Source organism: Mesorhizobium sp. WSM1497, from assembly GCF_001672455.2.
Lineage (GTDB): Bacteria > Pseudomonadota > Alphaproteobacteria > Rhizobiales > Rhizobiaceae > Mesorhizobium > Mesorhizobium ciceri.
On sequence record NZ_CP021070.1, the window covers coordinates 2,094,319 to 2,118,677 of the forward strand.

At 62.5% G+C, this 24,359-nt stretch carries 23 protein-coding genes; 15 read left to right on the forward strand and 8 right to left on the reverse strand.

Going from position 1 to position 24,359, the window contains the following annotated elements:
- Positions 1-4 precede the first annotated feature (4 nt).
- The gene (locus tag A9K65_RS10230) at positions 5-1,816 is read right to left on the reverse strand and encodes a DUF1217 domain-containing protein (protein WP_063173009.1); all 1,812 of its coding nucleotides are present in this window, start codon (positions 1,814-1,816) and stop codon (positions 5-7) included.
- A 147-nt stretch (positions 1,817-1,963) separates the two neighbouring features.
- Between A9K65_RS10230 and motA the strand changes: the two genes are divergently transcribed.
- The 6 genes from motA to A9K65_RS10260 are packed head-to-tail and all read left to right on the forward strand — an operon-like array spanning position 1,964 to position 6,802.
- Positions 1,964-2,839 carry a flagellar motor stator protein MotA gene (motA, locus tag A9K65_RS10235; RefSeq protein ID WP_013529803.1) on the forward strand — a complete coding sequence of 292 codons (876 nt, stop codon included), beginning with the start codon at positions 1,964-1,966 and terminating at the stop codon, positions 2,837-2,839.
- A 32-nt stretch (positions 2,840-2,871) separates the two neighbouring features.
- Positions 2,872-3,819: a FliM/FliN family flagellar motor switch protein gene (locus A9K65_RS10240; RefSeq protein WP_013529804.1), complete on the forward strand. Its 948-nt coding sequence runs from the start codon at positions 2,872-2,874 to the stop codon at positions 3,817-3,819.
- A 16-nt stretch (positions 3,820-3,835) separates the two neighbouring features.
- Positions 3,836-4,222 carry a flagellar motor switch protein FliN gene (gene fliN, locus A9K65_RS10245; protein ID WP_023809994.1) on the forward strand — a complete coding sequence of 129 codons (387 nt, stop codon included), beginning with the start codon at positions 3,836-3,838 and terminating at the stop codon, positions 4,220-4,222.
- Between the two features lie 43 nt (positions 4,223-4,265).
- Positions 4,266-5,276 (forward strand): flagellar motor switch protein FliG, encoded by a 1,011-nt coding sequence (locus tag A9K65_RS10250; RefSeq protein WP_013529806.1) that lies wholly within the window; start codon positions 4,266-4,268, stop codon positions 5,274-5,276.
- A 9-nt stretch (positions 5,277-5,285) separates the two neighbouring features.
- The gene (flhB, locus tag A9K65_RS10255) at positions 5,286-6,368 is read left to right on the forward strand and encodes a flagellar biosynthesis protein FlhB (RefSeq protein ID WP_064995644.1); all 1,083 of its coding nucleotides are present in this window, start codon (positions 5,286-5,288) and stop codon (positions 6,366-6,368) included.
- Positions 6,365-6,802, forward strand: coding sequence for a hypothetical protein (locus tag A9K65_RS10260; protein WP_024502682.1), 438 nt, complete (start codon positions 6,365-6,367; stop codon positions 6,800-6,802). The genes flhB and A9K65_RS10260 overlap by 4 nt, the downstream gene beginning before the upstream one ends.
- Before the next feature lie 16 nt (positions 6,803-6,818).
- On the opposite strand, the gene A9K65_RS10265 is transcribed toward A9K65_RS10260, so the two are convergent.
- From A9K65_RS10265 to A9K65_RS10280, 4 genes are all read right to left on the reverse strand, one after another.
- The gene (locus A9K65_RS10265; RefSeq protein ID WP_027161441.1) at positions 6,819-7,589 is read right to left on the reverse strand and encodes a helix-turn-helix transcriptional regulator; all 771 of its coding nucleotides are present in this window, start codon (positions 7,587-7,589) and stop codon (positions 6,819-6,821) included.
- Positions 7,586-8,296, reverse strand: coding sequence for a helix-turn-helix transcriptional regulator (locus A9K65_RS10270; protein WP_013529810.1), 711 nt, complete (start codon positions 8,294-8,296; stop codon positions 7,586-7,588). The genes A9K65_RS10265 and A9K65_RS10270 overlap by 4 nt, the downstream gene beginning before the upstream one ends.
- Positions 8,297-8,847: 551 nt before the next feature.
- Positions 8,848-9,879 carry a histone deacetylase family protein gene (locus tag A9K65_RS10275; RefSeq protein WP_024502679.1) on the reverse strand — a complete coding sequence of 344 codons (1,032 nt, stop codon included), beginning with the start codon at positions 9,877-9,879 and terminating at the stop codon, positions 8,848-8,850.
- A gap of 26 nt (positions 9,880-9,905) precedes the next feature.
- The gene (locus A9K65_RS10280) at positions 9,906-10,667 is read right to left on the reverse strand and encodes a TetR/AcrR family transcriptional regulator (protein ID WP_245322020.1); all 762 of its coding nucleotides are present in this window, start codon (positions 10,665-10,667) and stop codon (positions 9,906-9,908) included.
- Between the two features lie 154 nt (positions 10,668-10,821).
- Between A9K65_RS10280 and A9K65_RS10285 the strand changes: the two genes are divergently transcribed.
- The 8 genes from A9K65_RS10285 (at position 10,822) to A9K65_RS10320 (ending at position 21,446) form a co-directional block, all read left to right on the forward strand.
- Positions 10,822-12,501, forward strand: coding sequence for an amidohydrolase (locus A9K65_RS10285; RefSeq protein WP_064995646.1), 1,680 nt, complete (start codon positions 10,822-10,824; stop codon positions 12,499-12,501).
- Positions 12,502-12,642: 141 nt separating this feature from the next.
- Entirely contained in the window at positions 12,643-13,737 is a 1,095-nt protein-coding gene (locus A9K65_RS10290; RefSeq protein WP_013529814.1) for an ABC transporter ATP-binding protein, read from the forward strand.
- A gap of 2 nt (positions 13,738-13,739) precedes the next feature.
- A complete protein-coding gene (locus A9K65_RS10295) occupies positions 13,740-14,660 on the forward strand; it encodes an ABC transporter permease (RefSeq protein ID WP_013529815.1) in 921 nt (306 codons plus the stop codon).
- Positions 14,653-15,453 (forward strand): ABC transporter permease, encoded by an 801-nt coding sequence (locus A9K65_RS10300; protein ID WP_013529816.1) that lies wholly within the window; start codon positions 14,653-14,655, stop codon positions 15,451-15,453. Before A9K65_RS10295 ends, A9K65_RS10300 begins: the two co-directional genes overlap by 8 nt.
- Before the next feature lie 23 nt (positions 15,454-15,476).
- Entirely contained in the window at positions 15,477-16,511 is a 1,035-nt protein-coding gene (locus A9K65_RS10305) for an extracellular solute-binding protein (RefSeq protein WP_027161445.1), read from the forward strand.
- Between the two features lie 64 nt (positions 16,512-16,575).
- The gene (locus A9K65_RS10310; protein ID WP_024502675.1) at positions 16,576-17,772 is read left to right on the forward strand and encodes a serine hydrolase; all 1,197 of its coding nucleotides are present in this window, start codon (positions 16,576-16,578) and stop codon (positions 17,770-17,772) included.
- 37 nt (positions 17,773-17,809) lie between these two features.
- Entirely contained in the window at positions 17,810-18,991 is a 1,182-nt protein-coding gene (locus A9K65_RS10315) for a serine hydrolase (RefSeq protein ID WP_064995647.1), read from the forward strand.
- 127 nt (positions 18,992-19,118) lie between these two features.
- Entirely contained in the window at positions 19,119-21,446 is a 2,328-nt protein-coding gene (locus A9K65_RS10320; RefSeq protein ID WP_064995648.1) for a Tex family protein, read from the forward strand.
- Between the two features lie 58 nt (positions 21,447-21,504).
- On the opposite strand, the gene A9K65_RS10325 is transcribed toward A9K65_RS10320, so the two are convergent.
- Genes A9K65_RS10325 through A9K65_RS10335 form a run of 3 tightly spaced genes read right to left on the reverse strand, consistent with a single transcriptional unit; the run spans position 21,505 to position 23,024 of the window.
- Positions 21,505-21,816, reverse strand: a complete 312-nt coding sequence (locus tag A9K65_RS10325) for a type II toxin-antitoxin system RelE/ParE family toxin (protein ID WP_064995649.1) — start codon at positions 21,814-21,816, stop codon at positions 21,505-21,507.
- A 3-nt stretch (positions 21,817-21,819) separates the two neighbouring features.
- Entirely contained in the window at positions 21,820-22,074 is a 255-nt protein-coding gene (locus A9K65_RS10330; protein ID WP_064995650.1) for a type II toxin-antitoxin system ParD family antitoxin, read from the reverse strand.
- Positions 22,075-22,127: 53 nt separating this feature from the next.
- Positions 22,128-23,024 (reverse strand): LysR family transcriptional regulator, encoded by an 897-nt coding sequence (locus A9K65_RS10335; protein WP_064995651.1) that lies wholly within the window; start codon positions 23,022-23,024, stop codon positions 22,128-22,130.
- 137 nt (positions 23,025-23,161) lie between these two features.
- Here A9K65_RS10335 and A9K65_RS10340 point away from each other — a divergent pair, with 137 nt between their 5' ends.
- Positions 23,162-24,358 carry an acyl-CoA dehydrogenase gene (locus A9K65_RS10340; protein WP_024502670.1) on the forward strand — a complete coding sequence of 399 codons (1,197 nt, stop codon included), beginning with the start codon at positions 23,162-23,164 and terminating at the stop codon, positions 24,356-24,358.
- Position 24,359 lies beyond the last annotated feature (1 nt).

Below are 24,359 nucleotides of genomic sequence, written 5' to 3' on the forward strand. Positions count from 1 at the left end.
GGTCTCAGAACCTCAGTTTCTGCATGGCCATCATCAGGTCGGTGGAGATGCCGACGGTGAGTGGCTGGGCAAACAGCACGCTGACCGAGGTGACGGCCGATGAAGTCGGGTTGTTGATCTCGTACATGCTGGTGAAGCGCGTCAGGAACTTGCCGAGTTTCTCGGGGTCGGAGAAATCCGAGATGTCGAGTTTCTGCTCGAACAGCTGCGCCTGCTTGTCGACATCGGCGGTGGCGAAGGAATCGGGCAGGCCGAGCACGGTGCGCACGACACTGGCAAGCGCAGTGTCGGCCAGCACGTCATACCAACTGGTGATGGTTGGGGCCTTGCGATCGAAATAAAGCGCCAGCCGCACGCCCTGGTTGGTCTGGCCGGCATCCTCTTCGAGGGTCTGGCGCATGTATTTGTCGACGGTCGGCTGCTGCGCCGGATTGATGGTGGTGGCCGCTTCGCCGTATTGTTCGAAGTTGAAGGCGGCGGCCAGCCCGGCATAGGCCTTGTTGGTCATCTTGTTGGCGACGCTGTCGGCGTCGCGAATGCCGCCGGCAAGAACGTTGCGGATGAGGTCCTTGCTTTCCGTCGCCGGGTCCAGTCCGTAGGCCGAGAGCACGTAGTTGTACAATCGGCTGTTGGCCATCAGGTCGTCGATGGATTTCACGTTCGTGACGTTGGCAAGATAGTACGCGGTCTCCGACTTGATGTAGTCCGCATTCGGCGCGATCAGGCCAAGCGCCGACTCCGTCGTATAGATTTTCGGCGTGTCTTTCTGCACTTCGTCGCGCGACGTTGTCTGATCGCCATATTGGGCAAAGTTGAAGGCCGTGACGAAGTTGGCGTACCGTTTATCCGTCAGCTTGTTTGCTGGGCTGTCGGGGTCGCTGACGCCGCCCTCGAGCATTGTGCGGACCTGCTGCGGCGTTTCGGTTGACGCATCAAGTCCGTAGGAAGCCATGGCGAAGGTGAGCAGGCGCTTGTCCGCCATGAGGTTGTCGATCGACGTCACCTTGGAAATGTTTGCCGCGTAATAATCGGCCTCGCCCTTGATATATTGCGCGCTTGGCTCGACCAATGTCAGTCCGGCTCCGGCCATGTATCCTTTCGGCACCGCCTGCTGGACATCGTCGCGCATGGTCGTCTGATCGCCATACTGGGCGAAGTCGAAGGCTGCGACGAATTTGGCGTAGCTCTTGTCGGGCAGTTTGTTGGCGGGACTGTCGGGATCGCTGACGCCACCTTCGAGCATCGCCTTGACGGTTGCGGCAGGTTCGGTTGCGGCGTCGAGTCCGAAAGCGGCCATCGCATATGTCAGCAGGCGGCTGTCGCCCATCAGGTCGTCGACCGATTTAACCTTGGCGATGTTGGTGACGTAGTAGGCGGTTTCGCTCTGGTAGTAAGGGAGCCCCTTCTGCGAGGCGCCGATCTGGACTTGCAGCGCATAGTTGCTGGTCACCAGTTGCTGCGCCTTGTTGTAGACAGTCGTACTGGTGCCGTTGGCGGCGAAATTGAAGGCCCTGACGAATTCGGCATAACGCTTGTCGGTCAGCTTGTTGGCGAAGCTGTTGGGATCGGAAACGCCTTCCTTGAGTGCCTTGACCATGAAGGCCTTGGCGTAAGCCATGTCCTCGAGCCCGTAGGCCTTCATGGCATATTTGAACAAACGGTCATTCTTGACGAAATCGTCGATCGATTTCACCTTGGTGATGTTGTCCAGGTAATATTTGGTGTCGCGATCAACCACGGGCTGCTGCTCGATCCTGTCGATCGACTTTGAAATGTCCCTGGTGATGAGCTGGTAGCTGGTAAAGGTATTAAGCAAAAAGGTGCCTCCGGCCGAAGCTATGTCCGGACAATACCCCTACTTCCTTGCGCGAAACTGAATCGTCTCCGACGCCTTCGATTCAAGCCTCACACAAGGCACGGGGGCTATCCCTAGCTCCTGATGTGAAATGCGGAAGGACCTGTCGTGGGCATTCTGATTGGACTGGTGGTAACGCTCGGCTGCGTCCTTGGCGGCTTCATGGCCATGGGTGGCCATCTTCACGTGCTGATCCAGCCCTGGGAGGCCGTGATCATCTGTGGTGCGGCTTTTGGCACCTTCCTCGTCGCCAATCCGATGAAGACGGTCAAGGATACCGGCAAGGGCATTCTCGAAGCCTTCAAGCAGGCGGTGCCGAAGGAACAGGACTATCTCGAAACGCTCGGCGTGCTGCACTCGCTGATGCGCGAGCTGCGCTCGAAATCCCGCAGCGAGGTCGAGGCGCATATCGACAATCCGGAAGAGTCGGCGATTTTCCAGGCGTTCCCAACCGTGCTGCATAACCACGACCTGACGCATTTCATCTGCGATTACTGCCGGATCATCATCATCGGCAATGCCCGCTCGCACGAGATCGAGGCGCTGATGGACGAAGAAATCCAGACCATCAGGTCCGACAAGATGAAGGCCTATCACGCGATGGTGGCGGTGGGCGATGGCCTGCCGGCGCTCGGCATCGTCGCCGCCGTGCTCGGCGTGGTCAAGGCGATGGGCGCGCTCGACCAGTCGCCGGAAATTCTCGGCGGTTTGATTGGTGCCGCACTTGTCGGAACGTTCCTCGGCATCTTCCTGTCCTATTCGGTGGTCGGACCGGTCGCCACCAAGATCAAGACAGTGCGCGAGAAGAAGAACCGCCTCTATATCATCGTCAAGCAGACGCTGTTGGCCTACATGAACGGCGCGCTGCCGCAGGTGGCGATCGAGTTCGGCCGCAAGACCATCTCGTCCTATGAACGGCCGACGATCGACGCGGTCGAGCAGAGCACGATGAATACCGGCACCGTCGAAAAGAAGGCCGCCTGAACGATGCGCGACAGATCGGTCCCGGCACTGTCATGACCAGCCTGGGCAGTCCAGCGGAAGCGCGCTCGCTGATCATCGAGCGTCTGGTCGGCGACAGCGGCGAGGCCGCGCAGGTCATCGACGCAGGCCGCGCCATGGCCGAACGCGCCGTGCCGCTGCTGCAGAAAACCCTGACCAGCGAGTTTGGCGTTCCGGTCGTCGTCGATCTCAAAGCGATCGAGGTCAGCCGCGTTCCCGAGGCGCGTTCGCGTGCCGGCGACACGTTTGCGATGACCGTGATCGGCTCGTCGGCGTCCTCCGATGCGATGACCCTGGTGATCGATGCTCCGGCGATCGCCATCATGGTCTGCACGCTGTTCGGCGGCGACCCGGATCTGCCGGCATCGCCGATCGAACGCGATCTGTCGCAAATCGAAATCGATGTTTCGACCATGGTGTTCCAGCAGGTCGCACAGGCCCTCAACGGATCGGGAAAGCGCTCGCTCGACCTGCGCCTGCCCGCGCCGCGGGCAATGTCGGGCACCGAGGCGAAGCGGTACGTGCTGCGCGATGGCGCGGCAATCCGCATCGTGCTTGGCATCTCGACGCCGGCCGACAGTGGCACCGTGACGGTGACGATGCCGCAGCGCGTCGTGCTGGCCAGCCGCGACGGAGCCGTGCCTGTCAGCGACGACGATCACGGCCCCAGCTGGCGCGCCCGCTTCTCGGAAGAGGTGATGCGCTCCACCGTGGCGCTCGAGGCCACGATGCCGCTGGCGCGGCTGACTCTCGGCGACCTCGCCGGTTTCGAAATTGGCGATGTCATCGAATTCGAGGAAACGGCCCAGTCCCAGGCGCGTCTCAGCGCACGGGGCAAGACGCTGTTCGTATGCGAGTTCGGCAAACTGGGACAGAATTACACCGTCCGGATCAGGCAACCTTACGATGCCGGGCAGGACTTTATCGACGGGCTGATGCCGGCTGCCGCCGGACGCGCCTGAGCATTTGGAGACGATCATGGCCAAAACCAAGGCGGAAGCCGACCTCGACCAGCCGGACGAGCAACTCGACCGTGCCATCGAAGAATTGCGCGGGGTCCTGCATGAAGAGGAGCAACGCCCCGATGCGGCGTTCAGGGCGGCCTCGTCGGCCAATTCGAGCGTGATCATGAACATCCCCGTCGATGTCCAGATCATCCTCGGCAGCACCGAGATGCCGGTCTCCGATCTGATGGCGCTGCAAAAAGGGTCGACCGTGGCGCTCAATCGCCGCATCGGCGAACCTGTCGACGTCGTGGTCAACGGCCGAAAGATCGCGCGCGGCGAGATCACCGTTCTGGAAAGCGATCCTTCGCGCTTCGGCATCAGGCTGACCGAAATCATCGCCGGCACGAAGGGCGCCTAGACATGGTTTGCGGGGCTTGCCGGTGGCAGCGGAGGCGAGTGGCATGACGACGCCGGTGACCTTGACCCGCGCGCAGAAGGCGGCCGCCATACTTGTGGCGATGGGCAAGCCGTCGGCCAGCCGCCTGCTGAAATTCTTCAAGCAGGAAGAACTGAAGGCCCTGATCGAGGGCGCCCGGCTGCTGCGGACGATTCCGCAAAGCGATCTTGAGCGCATTGTCGCTGAGTTCGAGGCCGAATTCACCGAAGGGGCGGGATTGCTCGATTCCGCCGACAGGATGGACACCATCCTCAACGAATCGCTCTCGCCCGAAGAGATGAGCGCGATCATGGGCGACAGGAAATTCGAGGTCGCACCGGAAGGCCCGCCGCCGATCTGGCCCGAGCTCGAAAAGCTCGAGCCGGCGCGGCTTGGCGCCTTCCTGGCCGGTGAGCATCCGCAGACAGCGGCCATGGTGTTGTCGAAGCTGGCGCCGCAGGTGGCGGCGAGCGTGCTGCTGACACTGACCAAGCCGATGCGTGGAGAAATCATCAAGCGCATGGTGACGATGGCCAATGTTCCCGACGCTGCCGCCAGGATCGTCGAAAACCGGTTGCGCACCAGTGTGCTGGCCGAAACCTCGACCAAAGACACCTCGGCCGGGCAGGCGCGTGTCGCCAGCGTCCTCAACGAACTCGACAAGCCGCTGCTCGAGGAGGTGATGCAGGATCTGGAAGCCGCCGGCACGCCTGATCTCGACGGCGTGCGAGCCCGGCTGTTTGCTTTCGACGATCTGCCGCTGCTCACCCAGAAAGCGCGGGTGCTGCTGTTCGACGGGCTATCGACGGAGCTGGTCACGCTGGCCTTGCGTGGCACGTCGGCCGCCCTTGCAGAATCGGTGCTGTCGGCCATCGGCGCCCGCTCGCGGCGCATGATCGAAGCCGAGCTCGGGCAGGGCTCGGACGGGATCCCCCTCGCCGATATCATGGCGGCCCGCAAGACGATCGTCACGACGACGATCCGGCTGTCGCGCGAAGGCGCCTTCGAACTCCCCTCGACCCAAGACGCCGCCTAGGACCGCGCCATGGCTGACGCGGTCGACAAGGATTCGAAAACCGAAGAGGCGACGGAAAAGAAGATCCGAGACACCATCGAACAGGGCAAGCTGCCCCATTCGCGGGAGACAGCGCTCTTTGCCTCGTTCGTTGCCATACTGGTGTTCACCGTCTTCTACGCCAAGGATGCGATCATCGATCTCGGCATGTTCCTGTCGATGTTCCTGGAGAAGCCGGAAGCCTGGCCGATGGACACCGAGACCGACGTCATCGCGCTATATAAAATCGTCCTGCTCGAGATCGGCCGCGCCGTCCTGAGCTTGATGGTGCTGCTGACCGTCGCCGGCGTCGGCGCCTCGGTGTTCCAGAACATGCCGCAATTCGTAGGCGAGCGGGTCCGGCCGCAACTCTCGCGCATTTCGATCGCCAAGGGTTGGAACAGGCTGTTCGGCATCCAGGGTTGGGTCGAGTTCCTGAAGTCACTCGGCAAGGTCGGGTTTGCCATCGTCGTGCTGAGCTTCACCCTGTCGGAAGACCACCGCAAGCTGCTCGCAGGCATGATCACCAATCCGGTCGCCTTCGGTCTCGTCATCCGCGGCATCGCCGTCGACATCCTGGTGGCGATCGTCTTCGTCATGGGGCTGATCGCGGCAGTCGACATCGTCTGGTCGCGCTTCCACTGGAAGCAGGATCTGCGCATGAGCAAGCAGGAGGTCAAGGACGAGTTCAAACAGTCCGAGGGCGACCCGATCGTCAAGTCGCGGCTGCGCTCCCTGGCGCGCGACCGGGCGCGCAAACGGATGATGACGGCGGTGCCGCGCGCGACGCTGATCATCGCCAACCCGACGCACTTCTCGATCGCGCTGAAATATGTGCGCGACGAGGACTCGGCGCCCATGGTGCTGGCCAAGGGCCAGGATCTGGTGGCGCTCAAGATCCGCGAGATCGCGCGGGAACACAACATCCCGGTCTTCGAGGACGTGGCGCTCGCCCGCTCCATGTACAAGCAAGTTTCGGTCGATAATGTGATCCCGTCACAATTCTACCAGGCCGTCGCCGAACTGGTGCGGATCGTCTACTCGAAAAAGGCTGAGCGCAGACAGATTTCATGAACCGGCAACCGCACGCAAAATCCCGCGAGATCATCGTCGCCAGCGCCATCGAGCAGGTGGTGGGCGAACTGAGGCTGATCGATGTCGCCGACTACATCGCCTTTATCCGGCTGGAGCATTTCGCATGCCTGTCGGACCTGGTCGATTCAGCGGTTGAGTTGTTCTTCATGCCGGGCACTCTGCGGCTCGGCCATGGTGGTGAGGCGCATGTCGACTGGAGCGGGAGCCCGCGCATCGTGCTCGATCTGGAACTGAGGCCGCCCGGCGTCACCGTCTATTTCCAGCTGACGCTGAGCGAGCTCGGCGCGTCGGTGGCGGTCAACTACGTATCGTTCGAGAAGCCGGGCGAAGACCCGGAGCGCAACACGGCGCTGCTCGAAGCGGTGATCGAAGAGGCGCGTATCCGCAAGGTCGAGCCGCTGGCCTATCGCTGATCGCTTTCGAATTCCTCTATTCGATCAAGCCCAGCCGCAGCGCCTTGGCAACGGCCTGGTTGCGATTGACGGCGTTGAGCTTCTGGGTCGATTGGGTCAGATACTGGTTGGCGGTGTGCACCGACAGTTTCAGGAGTCGCGCGATCTCCTCGCTGGTGTTGCCGTTGGCGGTCAGCTTCAGGCATTCGAGTTCGCGCTTGGAGATTGCACGCATGCGGCCGGCATCGCCCGGACGGATGCGGGCGACGGCGGCGAACAGCGAAAAGCAGCGGGCGTGTATTTCGTAGAGCGCATCCTGCTGCAAGGTCATCTCCGAGCCCAGGAACACGACAAGACCGCATTGGCCGCGGTCGGCGTGCACGGGAAAAGCGATGCCGCTGGTTCCGGGCACCAGCGCCGCCATCCGCTCGGTCCAGGCGAAATCGCCAAACAGCTCCGCCGTGGCAGGGACGCCGTCATCCGTCCACCAGCGCGGTTCGGTCGAGATGCGGGTGTGGCGCACGATCTCCTCGCCGTTGGCGCCTGAGATGAACTTGGTCGCCACCGCAATGCCGGGATAATCGGAATCGAAGCATGGCACGAGCCGCGCCCGCTCGGGCGAGGGGCTTACGAAGAAGAGGCCGAAAGCCGAGGCATTCATGTCAACGGCGATCCAGCGGCAGCGGCGCACGGCATCGGGAATGGTGACCGCGTGATGGGTTTCGGAGCCAAGGGTGAAGGCCCCGAACGGGTTGCGCTGCTCGTTGAAAAGGGCTTCGGCCGTTTCCTTGATATCGGCGTGTTTCAAATGATGCCGCTCCTGATCGCCGTGGCGATGGCCATCGCGCGGTTGCTGGCCGCGAATTTCTGGATGGCGTGGGTGATGTAGCTGTTGACGGTGTTGGAGGAGACGCCAAGGATGACGGCGACCTCGTCGGTGGTCTTGCCTTCGGAAACCCAGAACAGGCATTCGCGCTCGCGATCCGACAACGGGTCCTGCATGGCGGCGGCGGCAATCAGTTGCGGGATGTGCGAGAGCGCGTAGCAGCATTTCAGCTGCGCGCGCATCAGCGCCGGCTGGTCGATGCTGCCGGCGGTCGCCGCAGAGAACAGGGCAAACAGGCGCTGGCGGCCGACATTGAGGCGCAGCGAATAGATTTCGGCATGGCCGAGCACGTCGAGAAGGCGGGCTTCCTCGCCGGTGACCAATCCGTCTGCTTCTGGTGCCCGAGATGCCACCAGCGGCTGTGGGCGGATGCCTGGCGCGACGGTGAGCGCGCCTTGCGCAAGCCCGGCGATCAATCGCTTGCCGATCAGCTCGATGGCATCGAAAATCCAGTTGGAGGAGACGATGCGCGCATCGTTGCGGTCCTGGTCGTGGACGATGGCGACCAACATGTAGCTGTCGGCGCCGATCTCGGCGGTCAGTTGCATGAAAAAGCTGGTGAGATCGCCGCGCGACGTCAGGCGCGAGCCCAATGTGTCGGATTGAAGACGTGCGGCGGGACTACTCATTCTTGTTGCTTTTGGCCGGAATCGTTTCTGCTGTCCGGATACTGGAAGCCAGCCGCCGAACCCGAATACGCATTACTTTGACGAAGACACACGCGTGGCGCAGGGCTGCACCGAACCAAATCCCGAATCCATTCAGGGAACGCGAAGCCGTCCGCGTCTGGTGCCGGAAAAGCTCCGGAACAAAAGACTTTGGGTGGTCGCCGCGCCCCCCAGGACCGGCTGATTCGGGTCTAATCTACCCGCAGTTGAATCTGACATCAAACGCGATTTGACAAAATCGAATCCGGTGGACTCATGTGCGACTCACAAGTCGGTTTTCGCGCCCTGGACAGAAGACCGGGACGCGAAAATCTTCGCCGGCCACCTCGGCGGCTGGTCGATTTCGCCAGGGTCGGGAGCATTGGACAGACGGGCGCGCCGGTTGCTGTGCCGAAGGCTGGTGCCTTGGCCCGATAGTGGGAGCCGGGCGATGTTGCCGCCCGGTCCCGGTGGTCCTTTGCTTATGCCTGTCGTTGTCCCAAAATCGCCAGATGCTCCTGGACGACAGGCATTTACCGATCCTCGAACCCGGTCAGCACGCCGACCGCGTTGATGCCGATCTCCTCGACGGCATAGCCGCCTTCCATGACGAACAGCGTCGGCAGGCCGAGCCTGGCGATGCGGCGGCCGATCTTGGGATAATCAGACGTCTTCAGCTTGAACTGGCTGATCGGGTCCTTCTCGAACGTATCGACACCCAGCGAGACGATGACGACATCCGGTGCATAAGCGGCGAGCCTGCCGCAGGCATCCTCGAGCGAGGCGTTCCATGCATCCCAGTCGGTGCCGAAGGGCATCGGATAATTGATGTTGAAGCCTTCGCCGGCACCCGCGCCGCGTTCGTCGGCATGGCCGAGGAAGAACGGGTACTCGACCATCGGATCGCCATGCAGATTGAGCACCTGGACGTCGGCACGGTCGTAGAAGATCTCCTGCGTACCGTTGCCGTGATGGTAGTCGACATCGAGGATCGAGATGCGTTTGGCGCCGTGGTCGCGGAACCATTGCGCGGCGACGGCGGCGTTGTTGATGTAGCAATAGCCGCCCATGAAGCCAGCCCCGGCATGGTGGCCGGGTGGACGGCAGAGCGCGAAGGCGGAAGCCTCGCCATCCTTGAGCAGGCCGGCGGCGGTCAGCGCTACGTCGTAGGAAGACTTGATCGCGGCCCACGTGCCTTCGACGAAAGTGGCGCCGGCATCGAAGGAATAATAGCCGAGCAGCGCGTCGACGCGCTTTGGCGGCACGTCGCCGCGCAGGCCGCGCGTCGGCCAGGTGAAGGGCATCGCCGTGCCTGTGAGGCCTGCTTCCAGCCATTGCGGCCAGACCGTCGGGAGAAAGTCGATATAGTCTGATTTGTGGATGCGCTTGGCGGCGGCGAGGTCATGTTCGTGCGGCGCGATGATGGGACCCAGTTTCTCGCTTTCGACCCGTGCCTTGATGAATTCGGCCCTCGATGGCTTTTCGAAACCCGGCACGATGGCTGATGTGACCAGTTCCATTTGACCGGCATGGCCGGCGTGAAGGGGGGAGAAAACAGTCTTCATAAATTCCTCTCGAAGTGCGAAATCAGTCAAGATTCAAGATTGAGATAAGGGCTCACCAGAGCGAGCCACATTCTTTCCACATCGTCCTCGATGAGGTCGTATGTCTTGCGGTCTCTTTTCAGCCCGACAAGCCGGCAGGCGTGCCCGACGTCCATCATCAGCACGCCGAGCCGGCTGGCGACATTGTCTTCAAGCGCCGGGTTCACATGCTGCAGCCATGCGGCGTAGAGCGCGATGATCTGCTCGTCATATTCGTTCTGGATCGGCCTGAGGTCGGCGTTGCCTGAAATGGCCTCGATCACCGGCATCAGGCTGGCGTTTTCGAGGTAGAGTCTGGACGTGTCGATGAAGAGCTTGCGCACTTCCTGCCGAAACTCTTCACGGTTGGTGGGCGGGGCGACCTTGATACGCTTGGCGATCACCTCGGGAAAGGATGACAGCCAGCGCCGGGCGAGGTCCAGAAGAATGGCTTCCTTGTTGGGAAAGTATTGGTAGATCGAACCAACCGACAAGCCTGCGCGCTGCGCAATGGCCAGCGTCGTCGGCGTCTTGGTTCCTTGCTCCCGCGTCAAGACCAGCGCTGCGTCGAGAATCCGGTCGACCATCTTGCTGGAGCGTTTTTGCCGCGGCTGTTTGCGCGGTTCGAGCGCTATCCTGGTTTTGCGGTCGAGACTGCGCTTCACCGTCCGATGTCCTCGTTCCCCGCCCGGTCTCAACATGGTGGGAGCTTGCTGTCCACGATACATTCCAGATTCGGTATGTTGACAAACGCGAATAATCAGTCGCATTCTTTATCCACGCTGCCTCTTGGGATGACAAGGGGAATTTCCAAGACAGCGCGCTGGCATTCTTTTTCGTCCCATGGCGCCGCTCCGGTGGAGTGGCAGGTCGTTGGCCAAGAGGTTGTCGGTCTCAGTCAGTCGTCAAAAGCGCGGAGTCGCGATGTCTGTCACAGGTGCAGGTCACAATGCGGATCTGATCGTCATCAATGGTCGTGTACTGACCATCGACGACGACAATCCCACCGCCGAGGCCGTCGCCGTCAAGGACGGCGCAATCATCGCCATCGGCAGCCGCGCCTCCATCGAAGAGTTCAAGGGACCGGCCACCAAGGTAATCGACGCCAAGGGCGGCTCCGTCCTGCCGGGTTTCATCGAAGCCCACATGCATCTGTTTTCGGGCGGGGCTGAACTTGCCCACCTTCAACTCACCGGTATCCATGGCTTCGAGGCGCTGCAGAAGGCGATCCGCGACTATGCGCCTACCCGGCCCGACGCGAAGATGCTGGTCGGCCAAGGCGTCGACTACACCGTGCTCGGCAGCGAGCGCGTGACGCGCCATCACCTCGACGCCATTTTGCCCGATCGTCCGTTCTGCATGGCGGCGCCCGACCATCACACCATGTGGGCCAACACCAAGGCGTTGGAAATGGCCGGCATCCTGCAGGGGCGCACGCTCGGCCCTGGCAATGAGATTGTCATGGGTGACGATGGACTGGCCGCCGGCGAATTGCGCGAAGGCGAGGCCTTTGGCCCGGTGCTCGACCTTGCCGGCGAAAGCCGGGTGCGGCTGGGGCTGTCGACCGGCGGCGAGCCGGACCCGATGCCGACGGCGGCCGAGCGGGACGCCGACCGCGACATCATGCGGCGCGGGCTCGCCTGGTGCGCCCGCCACGGCATCACCTCGATCCAGAACATGGACGGCAACCTCTACCAGCTTGAGCTGCTGGCCGAGATCGAAGCCGAGGAAGGCTTGCCCTGCCGCGTCAAGATCCCGTTCCACTACAAGAATTTCATGACGCTCGACTTGCTCGACAAGGCATCTGGTATGGCCGAAAGCTACAACAGCGAATGGCTGTCGTCGGGCATGGTCAAGGTGTTCTACGACGGGGTGCTCGACTCCTGGACAGCTGTCATGGTCGAGCCATACGCCGACCGGCCCGACTGGGTGGGCGAGCCGCTGTTCACGCCGCAACAATTCATCGATCTGGCCGTCGCGGCCGACAGGCGCGGGCTGCAGATCGCCGTGCACTCGATCGGCGACGGCGCGGTGCGCGCGGTGCTGGACGGTTATGAGGCGGCGCAGAAGGCGAACGGCAAGCGCGACAGCCGTCACCGGGTCGAGCACATCGAGGTCACCACCACATCGGATGTGCCGCGTTTCGCAGAACTCGGCGTCATTGCTTCCATGCAACCGCCGCATCCGCCCGGCGCCATGGATTTTCCGCTGGAGCCGACGGTGTCGCGCATCGGGCCGGCACGCTGGCCGCTGAGCTATGCCTGGCGGACCTTGAAGGATGCCGGCGCGCATGTCGTCTTCGCATCCGATTGGCCGGTGTCGCCGATCGATCCGATCCTGGGCATTCAGGCGGCAGTGTTGCGCAAACCATGGGCAGAAAGCGACCCGGACCAGAGTTTCTCGCTGCATGAAGCGATCGCCGGTTACACGATCGAGGGCGCCTACGCCGAATTCGCCGAGCACCGCAAGGGCACGCTGAGATCGGGCTACATGGCCGATCTGGTGGTTTTGTCGATGGATATCGAGAACACCGCCCCGGCCGATCTGCACAAGGTGCGGCCGGTGACGACGATTTGCGGCGGCAAGATCACCTATCAGGCCTGACTATGGCATGGGGCTTGCAGGCCTCAATGACTGACTGAACTGTGACCCAATGCCGGGCTTGCCAACCCACCGGCCATGTGGTCACATCGAACAGGGGAAGAGCTCCGCCAGCAAGAGCGGGGTCAACAGTGAGGCGTAATCGTGCCGGACAAACCGGATCGGAATGCGATTGAAGTAGTAAACGTCAGCAAAATTTTCGGATCAGGTGAGGGGCAGGTGGCTGCCCTCGACACGGTCTCGGTATCTATCCGCGAGAACGAATTCTTCACGTTGCTGGGGCCATCCGGCTGCGGCAAGACGACGTTGCTCAGGCTGATCGCCGGCTTCGATTTTCCAACCGCCGGTGAAATCCTGCTCTACGGCCAGGACATCGCGCCGCTGCCACCCTTCAAACGGCCGGTCAACACCGTTTTCCAATCCTATGCGCTGTTCCCGCACATGACGGTCGCCGACAATATCGGCTTTGGCCTGGAAATGCTGGGTAAGCCGAAGGCCGAGATCAAGGCGCGCGTCGCCGAGATGCTGAAGCTGGTCAAGATGGAGGCACTCGCCGGTCGTCGCACCAGCCAGATCTCCGGCGGCCAGCAGCAGCGCGTGGCCTTGGCCCGCGCCTTGGCACCGCAGCCGAAGGTGCTTTTGCTCGACGAGCCACTGTCGGCGCTCGACTACAAGCTGCGCAAGGAGATGCAGATCGAGTTGAAGCGGCTGCAGCACGAGACCGGCATCACCTTCATCTTCGTCACCCACGACCAGGAAGAAGCGCTGACCATGTCCGACCGCATCGCGGTCATGTCATCGGGCAAGATCCTCCAGGTCGGTTCGCCCTGGGATATCTACGACAAGCCGGCCGAACGCTTCGTCGCCGACTTTATCGGTGAAACCAACTTCCTGACGGCCGCCATCAGCGAGATGGCCAACGGCAAGGCGCGCGCCACGCTCAAGTCCGGTGCGACCATCGAGGCGACCGTGGCCCAGGGTTTCCAGCCCAAGCCCAATGCCACGGTCGTGGTTCGGCCTGAACACGCCAAGCTGACCAAGGCCAAGGGCGAACTGTCGGGGAGGGTCGATAATATCGTCTATTTCGGCACCGACACCCACATCCATGTTCATCTCGACAGCGGCGAACTCTTCACCGTACGCCAGCAGAACACGCGCAGCGCGGGCTGCGGTTTCGAGAAGGGCGACGCGGTCGGCATCCTCATCGGCAGCGATGCCGCCCAGGTCCTGAAGGACTGACGATGGCGACCGCGGAAGAAGTCGCCAAGGCAGCGGAGCGGCGCGATGTCCGCGACCGCTGGCTTTTGTCAGCGCCAGCGCTGCTGGTCATTTTCCTCGCCGCGACCGGCCCCTTGCTGATCGTGCTCGTCTACTCGTTCCTGACGCCAGGCTCCTATGGCGACGTGAAGTGGCAGTTCTCGCCGGAAGCCTGGATAGCGGTGTTTCTGGAACGCGATATCTTCGACGACACGCTTTCGATCGCCGCCGCCCACGTCACCATCTTCCTGCGCTCGATCAAGCTCTCGGTGGTGACGACGATCGCCACCTTGGTGCTTGGTTTCCCGACCGCCTATTTCATGGCGACGCGCAGCGAAAAGACCCGCGATCTCTGGCTGTTCCTGATCACCATTCCGTTCTGGACCAACCTTTTGATCCGCACCTTCGCGGTGCTGCAGATCATCCGCAACGAAGGCATCATCAACACGATGCTGCTCAAGCTCGGCATCATCTCGGCGCCGATCCAGATCCTCTATACCGACACGGCGATCCTGATCGGCATGGCCTATGTCTACCTGCCGCTGATGGTGCTGCCGATCTACGCCAGCATGGAAAAGCTCGATTTCCGGCTGGTCGAGGCGGGCTACGACCTTTACGCCACGCGCTTCCAGGTGCTGCGGCGGATTATCTTTCCGATGGTCAAGCCGGGCGTCATCGCCGGCTCCATCCTGGTCTTCATTCCAGCGCTTGGCGCCTATGTGACGCCGAGCGTGCTTGGCGGCGGCAAGAACATGATGCTGTCCAACCTGATCGAATTGCAGTTCGGGCAGGGCCGCAACTGGCCACTCGGCTCGGCGCTGTCGATCGCCGTCATGATCATCGTCATGGTGGCGCTGCTTGCCTATGTGCGCAATGCCGGCAAGTCGGGGGTGCGTCATGGCTAAGAACTTTTCCATCAAGCACCAGCCAGGATTCAGCGCGATCGCCGCGACCTGCTTTATCGTGCTGTATCTGCCGATCATCGTGCTGGTCATCTATGCCTTCAACGCGGCGAGCTCGACCTCCGAATGGGGCGGCTTTTCGCTGAAATGGTTCCAGTCGGCATGGCAGAACACGCAGGTCGTCGATGCCACGCTGCGTTCCTTCCAGATCGGCTCCATCGCGGCGGTGCTCTCCACGATCTTTGCCACTATGGCGGCGCTCGCCACCACCCGCACCGCGTCCTATCCCGGCCTCACCTTCAAGTATGCGGCGATCAACCAGCCGCTGATGGTGCCCGAGATCGTCACCGGCGTGGCGCTGCTGATCTTCTTCTCGCGCATCAAGATCTTCACCGGTTATTCCGGCATCGGCTATCTGGTCGCCGCGCACACGGCGTTCTGCATTCCCTTTGCCTATTTGCCGATCCGGGCGCGGCTTGAGAATATGGACCTGACGCTGGAGCGTGCCGCAGCCGACCTCTACGCGACGCCCTGGAAGACGTTCCGGCGCATCACGTTGCCGCTTCTGTGGCCCGGCATCCTGGCCGGGCTGATGCTGGCCTTCGTCATCTCGCTCGACGACGTCGTCATCACCGAGTTCGTCAAATCGGGCGGCCAGGACACGCTGCCCACCTACATGCTCGGCCAGATCCGCCGCGGCATCACACCCGAGATCAACGCGATATCGACCGCCTTCCTGCTGCTCTCGGTTGCCATCGTCACGTTGTTTTTCTTCGTCAGCAGGAAACGAGACTGAACCGAAAAATGGGAGTTAAAACCATGAACTGGAAGACAACAGCAACCGCCATGGGGTTGGCGTTGCTCGCCTCGACGGGCCTGGCCCGCGCCGACGGCGTGCTCAACATCTACAATTGGGGCAACTACACCAGCCCCGACGTGATCAAGAAGTTCGAAGCCAAATACAACGTCAAGGTGACCATCACCGATTACGATTCCAACGACACCGCGCTGGCCAAGGTTCGCCAGGGCGGCACCGGCTTCGACATCGCGGTGCCGTCGCAGACCTATGTGCCGATCTGGATCAAGGAAGGTCTCCTGCTCGAGACCGATCCGGGCAAGATGGAGAACTTCAAGAACGTCGCGCCGGAATGGGCCAATCCCGAGTTCGATCCGGGCCGCAAATATTCGGTGCCGTGGGCCTGGGGCACGATCGGCGTCGTCGTCAACACCGATGCCTACAAGGGTCCGGCCGACAGCTGGGGCATCGTCTTCAACACGCCGGACGAGCTGAAGGGCAAGGTCAACGTCGTTCCGGAGATGGGCGACGTCATCTTCGCGGCGATCAAATATGTCGGCGGCCAGCAGTGCACCGACGACAAGGCGGTGCTGAAGAAGGTGCGCGACCTCCTGGTGGCGGCCAAGCCGAACTGGATCGCGATGGAATACAACACCATCGAGAAGATGGGCGCCGGCGATTTCAAGGCGACCAGCGACTGGAACGGCTCGGCACTGCGCCAGCGGCTGGCCAATCCGGCCATCCACTACAACTATCCGAAGGAAGGCTTCGGCCTGTGGAGCGACAACGTCGTCGTTCTGAAGGAAGCCAAGAACGTCGACAATGCCAAGCTGTTCCAGAACTTCATCATGGATCCGGAAAACGCGGCGGGCCTCTCGGCCTTCCACCGCTATGCCAACGCCATCACCGGCTCGGACAAATACATGCCGGCGGACATGAAGGATGCGCCGGAAGTCGTCATTCCGGCCGATGCCAAGCCGAAAGGCGAATTCCAGAAGATGTGCCCGCCGGAAACGCAGGAACTCTACACCAAGATCTGGACCGAACTGCAGAAGTAATCGCTGCATGAGAGACCCGGCGGCACATGCCGCCGGGTCTTTTCTTTTCCGGGAATGGCCTTTCATGGACTCCTATCGCAACAGCGATCCGCGGCCGCCGATCATGCAGGGCTCGCCGCCCGCCATGGTGCCGCCGAAGCTCGACTGGGACCGGCCGCCATGGAACCGCTGGGCGTTCCAGCACATCCGTGAAATTCTGCCGACCGCCGAAGTCTGGCGCGGCAACGGCCATCGCCGCCGTCTCGAACGCGCCGAGGTCGATCTTGACGGGCTGGCGGTCGAGGACAGCGAGGGCAAGCCGACGACACTCGCCGGGCTGCTCGACGAGACCTATACGGACGGTTTTCTGGTGCTCAAGGACGGCAAGATCGCCTATGAGCGCTATTTCAACGGCATGGGTGAGCGCACGCTGCACCTGTCGCAGTCGATGGCCAAGTCCGTCACCGGTTCGGTATTCGGCATACTGGTCGGGCGCCGCCTGATCGATCCGGCCAGGCCGGTCACGGATTATTTGCCGGAGCTCGGCGCCACCGGCTGGGCCGGCGCCAATGTGCAGCATGTGCTCGACATGACGAGCGGCGTGCGTTTCTCCGAGGAATATACCGACCGCTATTCCGACATCGGCCAAGTCGATGTCGCCACCGGCTGGAAGCCGGTGCCGCCGGGCAGCGATCCGGATTTTCGCTGGCCCTCGCACATGTTCGAGCTGATCCTGGGCTTGAAGGACACGATCCGCCCGCACGGGGCTCAATTCGAATACCGCTCGATCGAGACCGACGTGCTTGCTTTCATCATGGAGCGGGTGACAGGCAAACGGCTGCCGCAACTGGTTTCGGAAGAACTCTGGCAAAAGCTCGGCGCCGACGAAAGCGCCTGCTTCACCGTCGACAGCGCCGGCTATGCGGTGGCCGATGGCGGCTTCAATGCAACGTTGCGCGATTATGGCCGCTTCGGCCAATTGATCCTCGACAATGGTGGCGGCGTCGTGCCGGCCGGCTGGGTCGAGGACACGCGCAACGGCAGGCATGGGCCGGACTTCAGCCCCAGCCTGCCGGAGGGCAGCTATCGCAACCAGTTCTGGATCGAGGACCCGCGCTCGCGCGCACTGATGTGCCGCGGCGTGTTCGGTCAGATGATCCATATCGACTGGAACACCGGAATGGTCGTGGTGAAGCTTTCGACCTGGCCGGATTTCGCCAATGGTGCCTATTCCATAGCGACGCTGAAAGCCGTGCACGCTATCGCCACGGCGCTTCGCTGAGCCCCCACAAAGAAGAAACGACCCGGAAGGAAACGCCATGACCGGCAAAACCGTGTTCGAGACCCGCTATGGCTTCCGGCGCAACCAGGTCGTGCTCGCCAATTGGCGCGAGAACCCGTTCAACCGGTGGTCGTTCCAGAATCTCGGCGAACTGGTGCCGACCGCCCGGGTGGCGGCGAAGTCGGGCGTTGTCGAAACCCCCGTGCGTGATATGGGCGGCCTGCTCGGCGAGAAGGTCGCGATCGCCGGCACACCGGAGACAGTGGCTGATTTTCTCGCACGTTCGAGCACCGACGCACTGACGGTGATGAAAGGCGGCAGGATCGTCGGCGACTGGTTCGCGCCGCATATGGATTTCGGCGCCCGCCACATCATCTTTTCGATCAGCAAGTCGCTGACCGCCATCATTGCCGGCATACTGGAAGGCGAGGGGGTGTTCGACCCGGAAGCGCCGGTGACGGCCTACATTCCCGAAGCCGCCGGCTCGGCCTATGGCGATGCGAGCGTGCGGCATGTGCTCGATATGAGCGTCAGTCTCGATTTCGAGGAAGCCTATCTCGATCCGGAAAGTGCTTTCGCCCGCTATCGCCGTGCCACGCTGTGGAATCCGGGCGGCGGCACGGAGAGCCTGCGCGAATTCATCCTGACCCTGCAACGCCTTGCAGAGCCGCATGGCCAGACCTTCCGCTACCGCTCGCCCAATTCCGACCTGCTCGGCCTGCTGCTCGAGCGTGCGTCGGGCCAGCGGTTCACCGACCTGATGCGCGAGAAGCTGTGGCTGCCGCTCGGCGCTGTCAGCGAAGCCTCGATCGGCGTCGACATGGAGGGCACGGCGCGCACGGCCGGCGGCATTTCGGTGACGCCGCGCGACCTGGCGCGTGTCGGCGAGATGATGCGGCAAGGTGGCATGGCCAATGGCCGCCGCATCGTACCGGAAGCCTGGGTGCGCGACACGACCAGCACTGGCGGCAGTGCGGACGCCTGGCAGCGCGGCGCGATGCTGCCACTGTTTCCCAAGGGCCGCTACCGCAACAAATGGTACCAGACTGGACACGAGAACGGCGCCTATTGCGGCATCGGTATCCATGGCCAGTGGCTGTATGTCGATCCCAGGACCGAAGTGGTGATCGCCAAGATGTCGTCGCAGCCGGAGCCTGTCGACGATCCGCTCGATATCGAGATCGTCGCGTTCTTCGAGGCGCTGAGCCGGCTGATCTAGGCGCGCCGCGATCGCCACATTGGCGCACGCTTTCCTGTGGACCCGCCGGGCTGATCGAAGCGCGGCGGTTGGCGGGCCGGACGTCTGCGCCTATGGTCGCCGCTCTTTGGATGAGAGCAGGAACGACATGGCATCCGACATCAAGCGCATTGCAGCCATCATCGCGGCCGAGATCAGCGCACGGCCCGAACAGGCGGCCGCGGCGATCGAACTGCTCGATGAGGGCGCGACAGTGCCGTTCGTGGCGCGCTACCGCAAGGAAGTCACCGGCGGGCTCGACGACACGCAATTGCGCGATCTTGCCGAACGCCTTGCCTATCTGCGCGAGCTCGACGCGCGCCGCGACACCATCCTTGGCTCGATCCGCGAACAGGGCAAGCTGACCGAGGAGCTTGAAGGCAAGATCGTCGCCGCCACCACCAAGGCGGAACTTGAGGACATCTACCTGCCCTACAAGCCCAAACGCCGGACCAAGGCCGAGATCGCCAGGGAGCGCGGGCTGGGGCCGCTGGCCGAAGCCATCTTGGCGAACCGCTCATTGGTGCCTGCCGAACTGGCGCTGGCCTATGTCAGCGAAGAGGTGGCCGATACCAAGGCGGCGCTCGAGGGCGCGCGTGACATCCTGTCGGAACAATTCGCCGAGAATGCCGATCTGGTCGGCAAATTGCGCAGCTACATGAAGGAGCGCGCCTTCATGCGGGCCAGGGTGGTCGACGGCAAGCAGGAGGCCGGCGCGAAATTCTCCGATTATTTCGACCATGTCGAGCGTTGGGCAAATGTGCCGAGCCATCGCGCGCTGGCGATGCTGCGCGGCCGCAACGAGGAAGTGCTGTCGCTCGACATCGAGGTCGATGCCGATGACACCTCCCCGGTGAAGCCGGTCGAGCGGATGATCGCCAATGCCTATGCCATCGGCGGCAGCCTTGCGGGTGACAGATGGCTGATGGAGGTGGCGGGCTGGACCTGGCGTATAAAACTGTCGCTGCATCTGACGCTCGATTTGATGCGCGATCTGCGCGAGCGGGCGGAGGAGGAAGCGATCCACGTCTTTGCCCGCAATCTCAAGGATCTACTGCTGGCCGCTCCCGCCGGCTCGCGCGCCACGATGGGGCTCGACCCCGGCATCCGCACCGGCGTCAAGGTGGCGGTGGTCGACGGCACTGGCAAGGTGCTGACAACGACGACGGTCTATCCATTTCCGCCCAGAAACGATGTGCGTGGCACGCAGGCGGAACTCGCCAAGCTCATCCGCCTGCACAAGGTCGAGCTGATTTCGATCGGCAACGGCACCGGCAGCCGCGAGACCGAAAAGCTGGTGGCCGACATGCTGTCCGACATGCCGGCGGATGGCGGGCCGAAGCCACTGAAAGTGATCGTCAGCGAGGCCGGCGCCTCGGTCTATTCGGCATCGGCGACGGCGGCGGCGGAATTCCCCGGCCTCGACGTGTCGTTGCGCGGCGCTGTCTCGATCGCCCGGCGGCTGCAGGATCCGCTGGCCGAACTGGTCAAGATCGAACCCAAATCGATCGGCGTCGGCCAGTACCAGCACGATGTCGACCAGTACCGGCTCGGCCGCTCGCTGGAAGCGGTGGTCGAGGACGCGGTCAATGCCGTCGGCGTCGATCTCAACACTGCCTCGGCGCCGCTTTTGGCGCGCGTTTCAGGTCTGGGCGCATCGCTGGCCGACGCGATCGTTGCGCATCGCGATGCGACCGGGCCCTTCGCCAGCCGGAAGGACCTGCTCAAGGTGCCGCGGCTCGGACCTCGGGCCTTCGAACAATCCGCCGGCTTCCTGCGCATTGCCAATGGCAGCGAGCCGCTCGACGCCTCGTCGGTGCATCCGGAGGCCTATGGCGTGGCGAAGAAGATCGTCGCTGCCTGCGGGCGCGATGTGCGGTCGTTGATGGGCGATAGTGCCGCGCTCAAGGCACTCGACCCACGCGTCTTCGTCGACGAGCGTTTCGGCTTGCCGACGGTGCGCGATATCCTGGCGGAGCTGGAAAAGCCCGGCCGCGACCCGCGTCCAGGCTTCAAGACGGCGACCTTCGCCGACGGCATCGACGACATCAAGGATCTGAAGCCCGGCATGCTGCTGGAAGGCACGGTCACCAACGTGGCCGCCTTCGGCGCCTTCGTCGATATCGGAGTGCATCAGGACGGGCTGGTGCATGTCTCGCAGCTGGCCGATCGGTTCATCAAGGATGCGCATGAGGTGGTCAAGGCCGGCGACGTGGTGAAGGTGCGGGTCGTGGACGTCGACATCAAGCGCAAGCGCATCGCCCTTTCGATGCGCAAGGATAGCGGCGAGGGCGGTGCACCGCGCAGCGGACCGCGCGACAATGGTGGCGGCAGGCCGGCACCACGTTCGCCGGCACCCCAGCAACGCCAGCCGGAGCGGCCGGCGCAACAGGGAGCGTTCGGTGCTGCTTTGGCGGATGCGCTGAAGCGAAAGTAGCTATTCTGCGACGAGCCCTATGAGTGTTCCAGCCCAACGAGACAGGGAGGCGTGGAGTTCAAGAGCCATTGAGTGGCTGTCCTCCCTCAAGAATAGTTGGGATGTCGCGGGCACCATGCAAGACGCGCTCGACACGCACCTCATCGCCGTCGTTGGTGTAGAAAATAACATAGCGATGAAATGCAAAGGAGCGCAGGCCGGGCCATAGGGTCGGGCGGGGGACGCCGCCATGCGGCACGTCTGCAATGCGGCTACAGCGTTCCCTGAGCGCGGCAATGAAGCGCCGACCCGCAGCCGGATTTTCAGCATGGATGTAGTCGCTGATCTCTTCGACGTCCTGCGCGGCGGCTGGCGCAAATATGACCGCCATAGTTCACGGCTTTCCGCCGCGGTATTTTGCTTCCAGCCGCTGAAATACCTCTTCGGCAGAGATACCTGGGCCGCTTTCCACGCCTTTGCGGATATCCGCGCGCAACGCAGCAAGCTTTGCCTTGCGCTGTTCTTCGCGCTCTTCCAGCAGGCGCAGGCTATCGCGCATAACCTCACTGGCGCTGGCATAGCGGCCGCTTTCCACCAACTCGCGAACCAATGTCTCATAGCGGGTGCCGATGCTGTAGCTTGCAGGCATGGTCTCTCCTTTCGCTTTATCCAATATTATCAATTTTTGATAAACCGGCCAAGTCAAATTTGACGTGCGACCTGACCCAGCAGCCAGTCGCGAAAACTGGCGACCGGCGGATGGCCGCGCTTGTCGTGCGGGACGATGAGATAGTAGGCACTGCGGCTTTGCATGGGCTGGCCTGGCGCCGGCACCAGCTGGCCGCGCTGCAATTCGCCTGCAATAAGGATCAACGGCAGCAGCGCCACGCCGAGCCCCGCCATGCAGGCCTGGGCGGCGGTGCCGAACTGTTCGAACTGCATGCCGGGCCCGGTCGGCGCGCTCAGGCCCTGATGCTCGAACCATTCTGTCCAGGCACCAGGACGCGTCGCCATGTGCAGCAGCGGCAGGCGGCCGATATCGGCCGTTGAGGCGATGGCGCGGCCGGCGAGGAATTCGGGCGACACGACCGGCGCCACGGTTTCGCGCACCAACAGTGTCGAGTCGGCCTCCGGCCAATCCGGCAGGCCGTAGTGGATGGCGGCATCCAGCCTCTCCCTGGCGAAATCGAAGCGGCCGACGCGGGTGACGAAGTTGATGGTGATATCGGGATTGTTTTCGACGAAATCGGGGATCATCGGCATCAGCCAGCGCGTGCCGAAGGTCGGCAAAATGGCAAGGTTCAGGATACCACTATGCCGATTGCTCATCAATCCAAGGGCTGCGTCACGCAATTGCCCAAGTGCTGAACGCACCGCCTCGGCGTAGATCTCGCCCGATGTCGACAGCCTGACATTGCGGCTGTCGCGTTCGAACAGCCGGCGGCCGAACTGATCTTCTAGAAGTTTGATCTGGCGGCTGACCGCGCCCTGGGTCAGATCGAGCTCCTGGGCGGCGGCGGTGAAACTGCCGAGCCGGGCTACAGCCTCGAAGGCGGCAAGGGCGCTGATGTTGGGCAAAAGGCGGCGCTGGACACTCATGATCCATTCCTAATGCTCATTGATTGGTGAATCAATTTCGTTTGATTTTTTCGAGGCACAGGCCGATAGAACGGGCCAACATTTTGCTTCATGCGTGTCATCGTTTTGAGCGACATGCATTGGTTTGGGAGAACGTCATGGCCGCCGACAAGAACGCATTCGTCTGGGAAGACCCGTTCCTGATCGAGGGCCAGCTTTCGGAAGACGAGCGCATGGTGCGCGACGGGGCGGCCGCCTTCGCCGCCGACAGACTGGCGCCGCGGATCGAGGACGCCTACCTCAACGAGACCTTCGACACCGCGATCTTCCGTGAAATGGGCGAGGCCGGCCTGCTCGGCATCAACATCCCTGAAGAATTCGGCGGGCTTGGCGCGAACTACGTCACCTATGGGCTGGTCGCACGCGAAGTAGAGCGCGTCGATTCCGGCTATCGGTCGATGATGTCAGTGCAGTCGTCGCTGGTGATGTATCCGATCTATGCCTATGGCTCGGACGAACAGCGCAAGAAGTACCTGCCCAAGCTCGCCAGCGGCGAGTGGATCGGCTGTTTCGGCCTGACCGAGCCGGATGCAGGCTCCGACCCGGGCGGTATGAAGACGCGCGCCGAGAGGACCGCCAACGGCTACAAGCTGTCCGGTTCGAAGATGTGGATTTCCAACGCGCCCGTCGCCGATGTGTTCGTCGTCTGGGCGAAGCTGAAGGGGGAGAACGGCAAGGACGAGATCCGTGGCTTCGTGCTGGAAAAGGGCATGAAAGGGCTTTCGGCGCCGAAGATCGGCGGCAAGCTGTCGCTGCGGGCGTCGATCACCGGCGAAGTGGTGATGGAAGGCGTCGAGGTCGGCGAGGACGCGCTGCTGCCCAACGCAAAGGGCCTTGGCGGACCGTTCGGATGCCTCAACCGGGCTCGCTTCGGCATTTCCTGGGGCTCGATGGGCGCCGCCGAGGATTGCTGGCACCGCGCCCGCCAATACGGTCTCGACCGCAAGCAGTTCGGCAAGCCGCTGGCCGGCACGCAGCTCTACCAGAAGAAGCTTGCCGACATGCAGACCGAAATTGCGCTGGGATTGCAGGCGTCCTTGCGCGTCGGGCGGCTGCTGGATGAAGGCAAGATGGCGCCGGAAATGATCTCGATCGTCAAGCGCAACAATTGCGGCAAGGCGCTGGACATCGCCCGCCAGGCCCGCGACATGCATGGCGGCAACGGCATCCAGATCGGCTACCACGTCATGCGCCATGCGCAGAACCTGGAGACGGTCAACACCTATGAAGGCACGCATGACGTGCATGCGCTGATCCTGGGAAGGGCGCAGACGGGGTTGCAGGCATTTTTCTGAG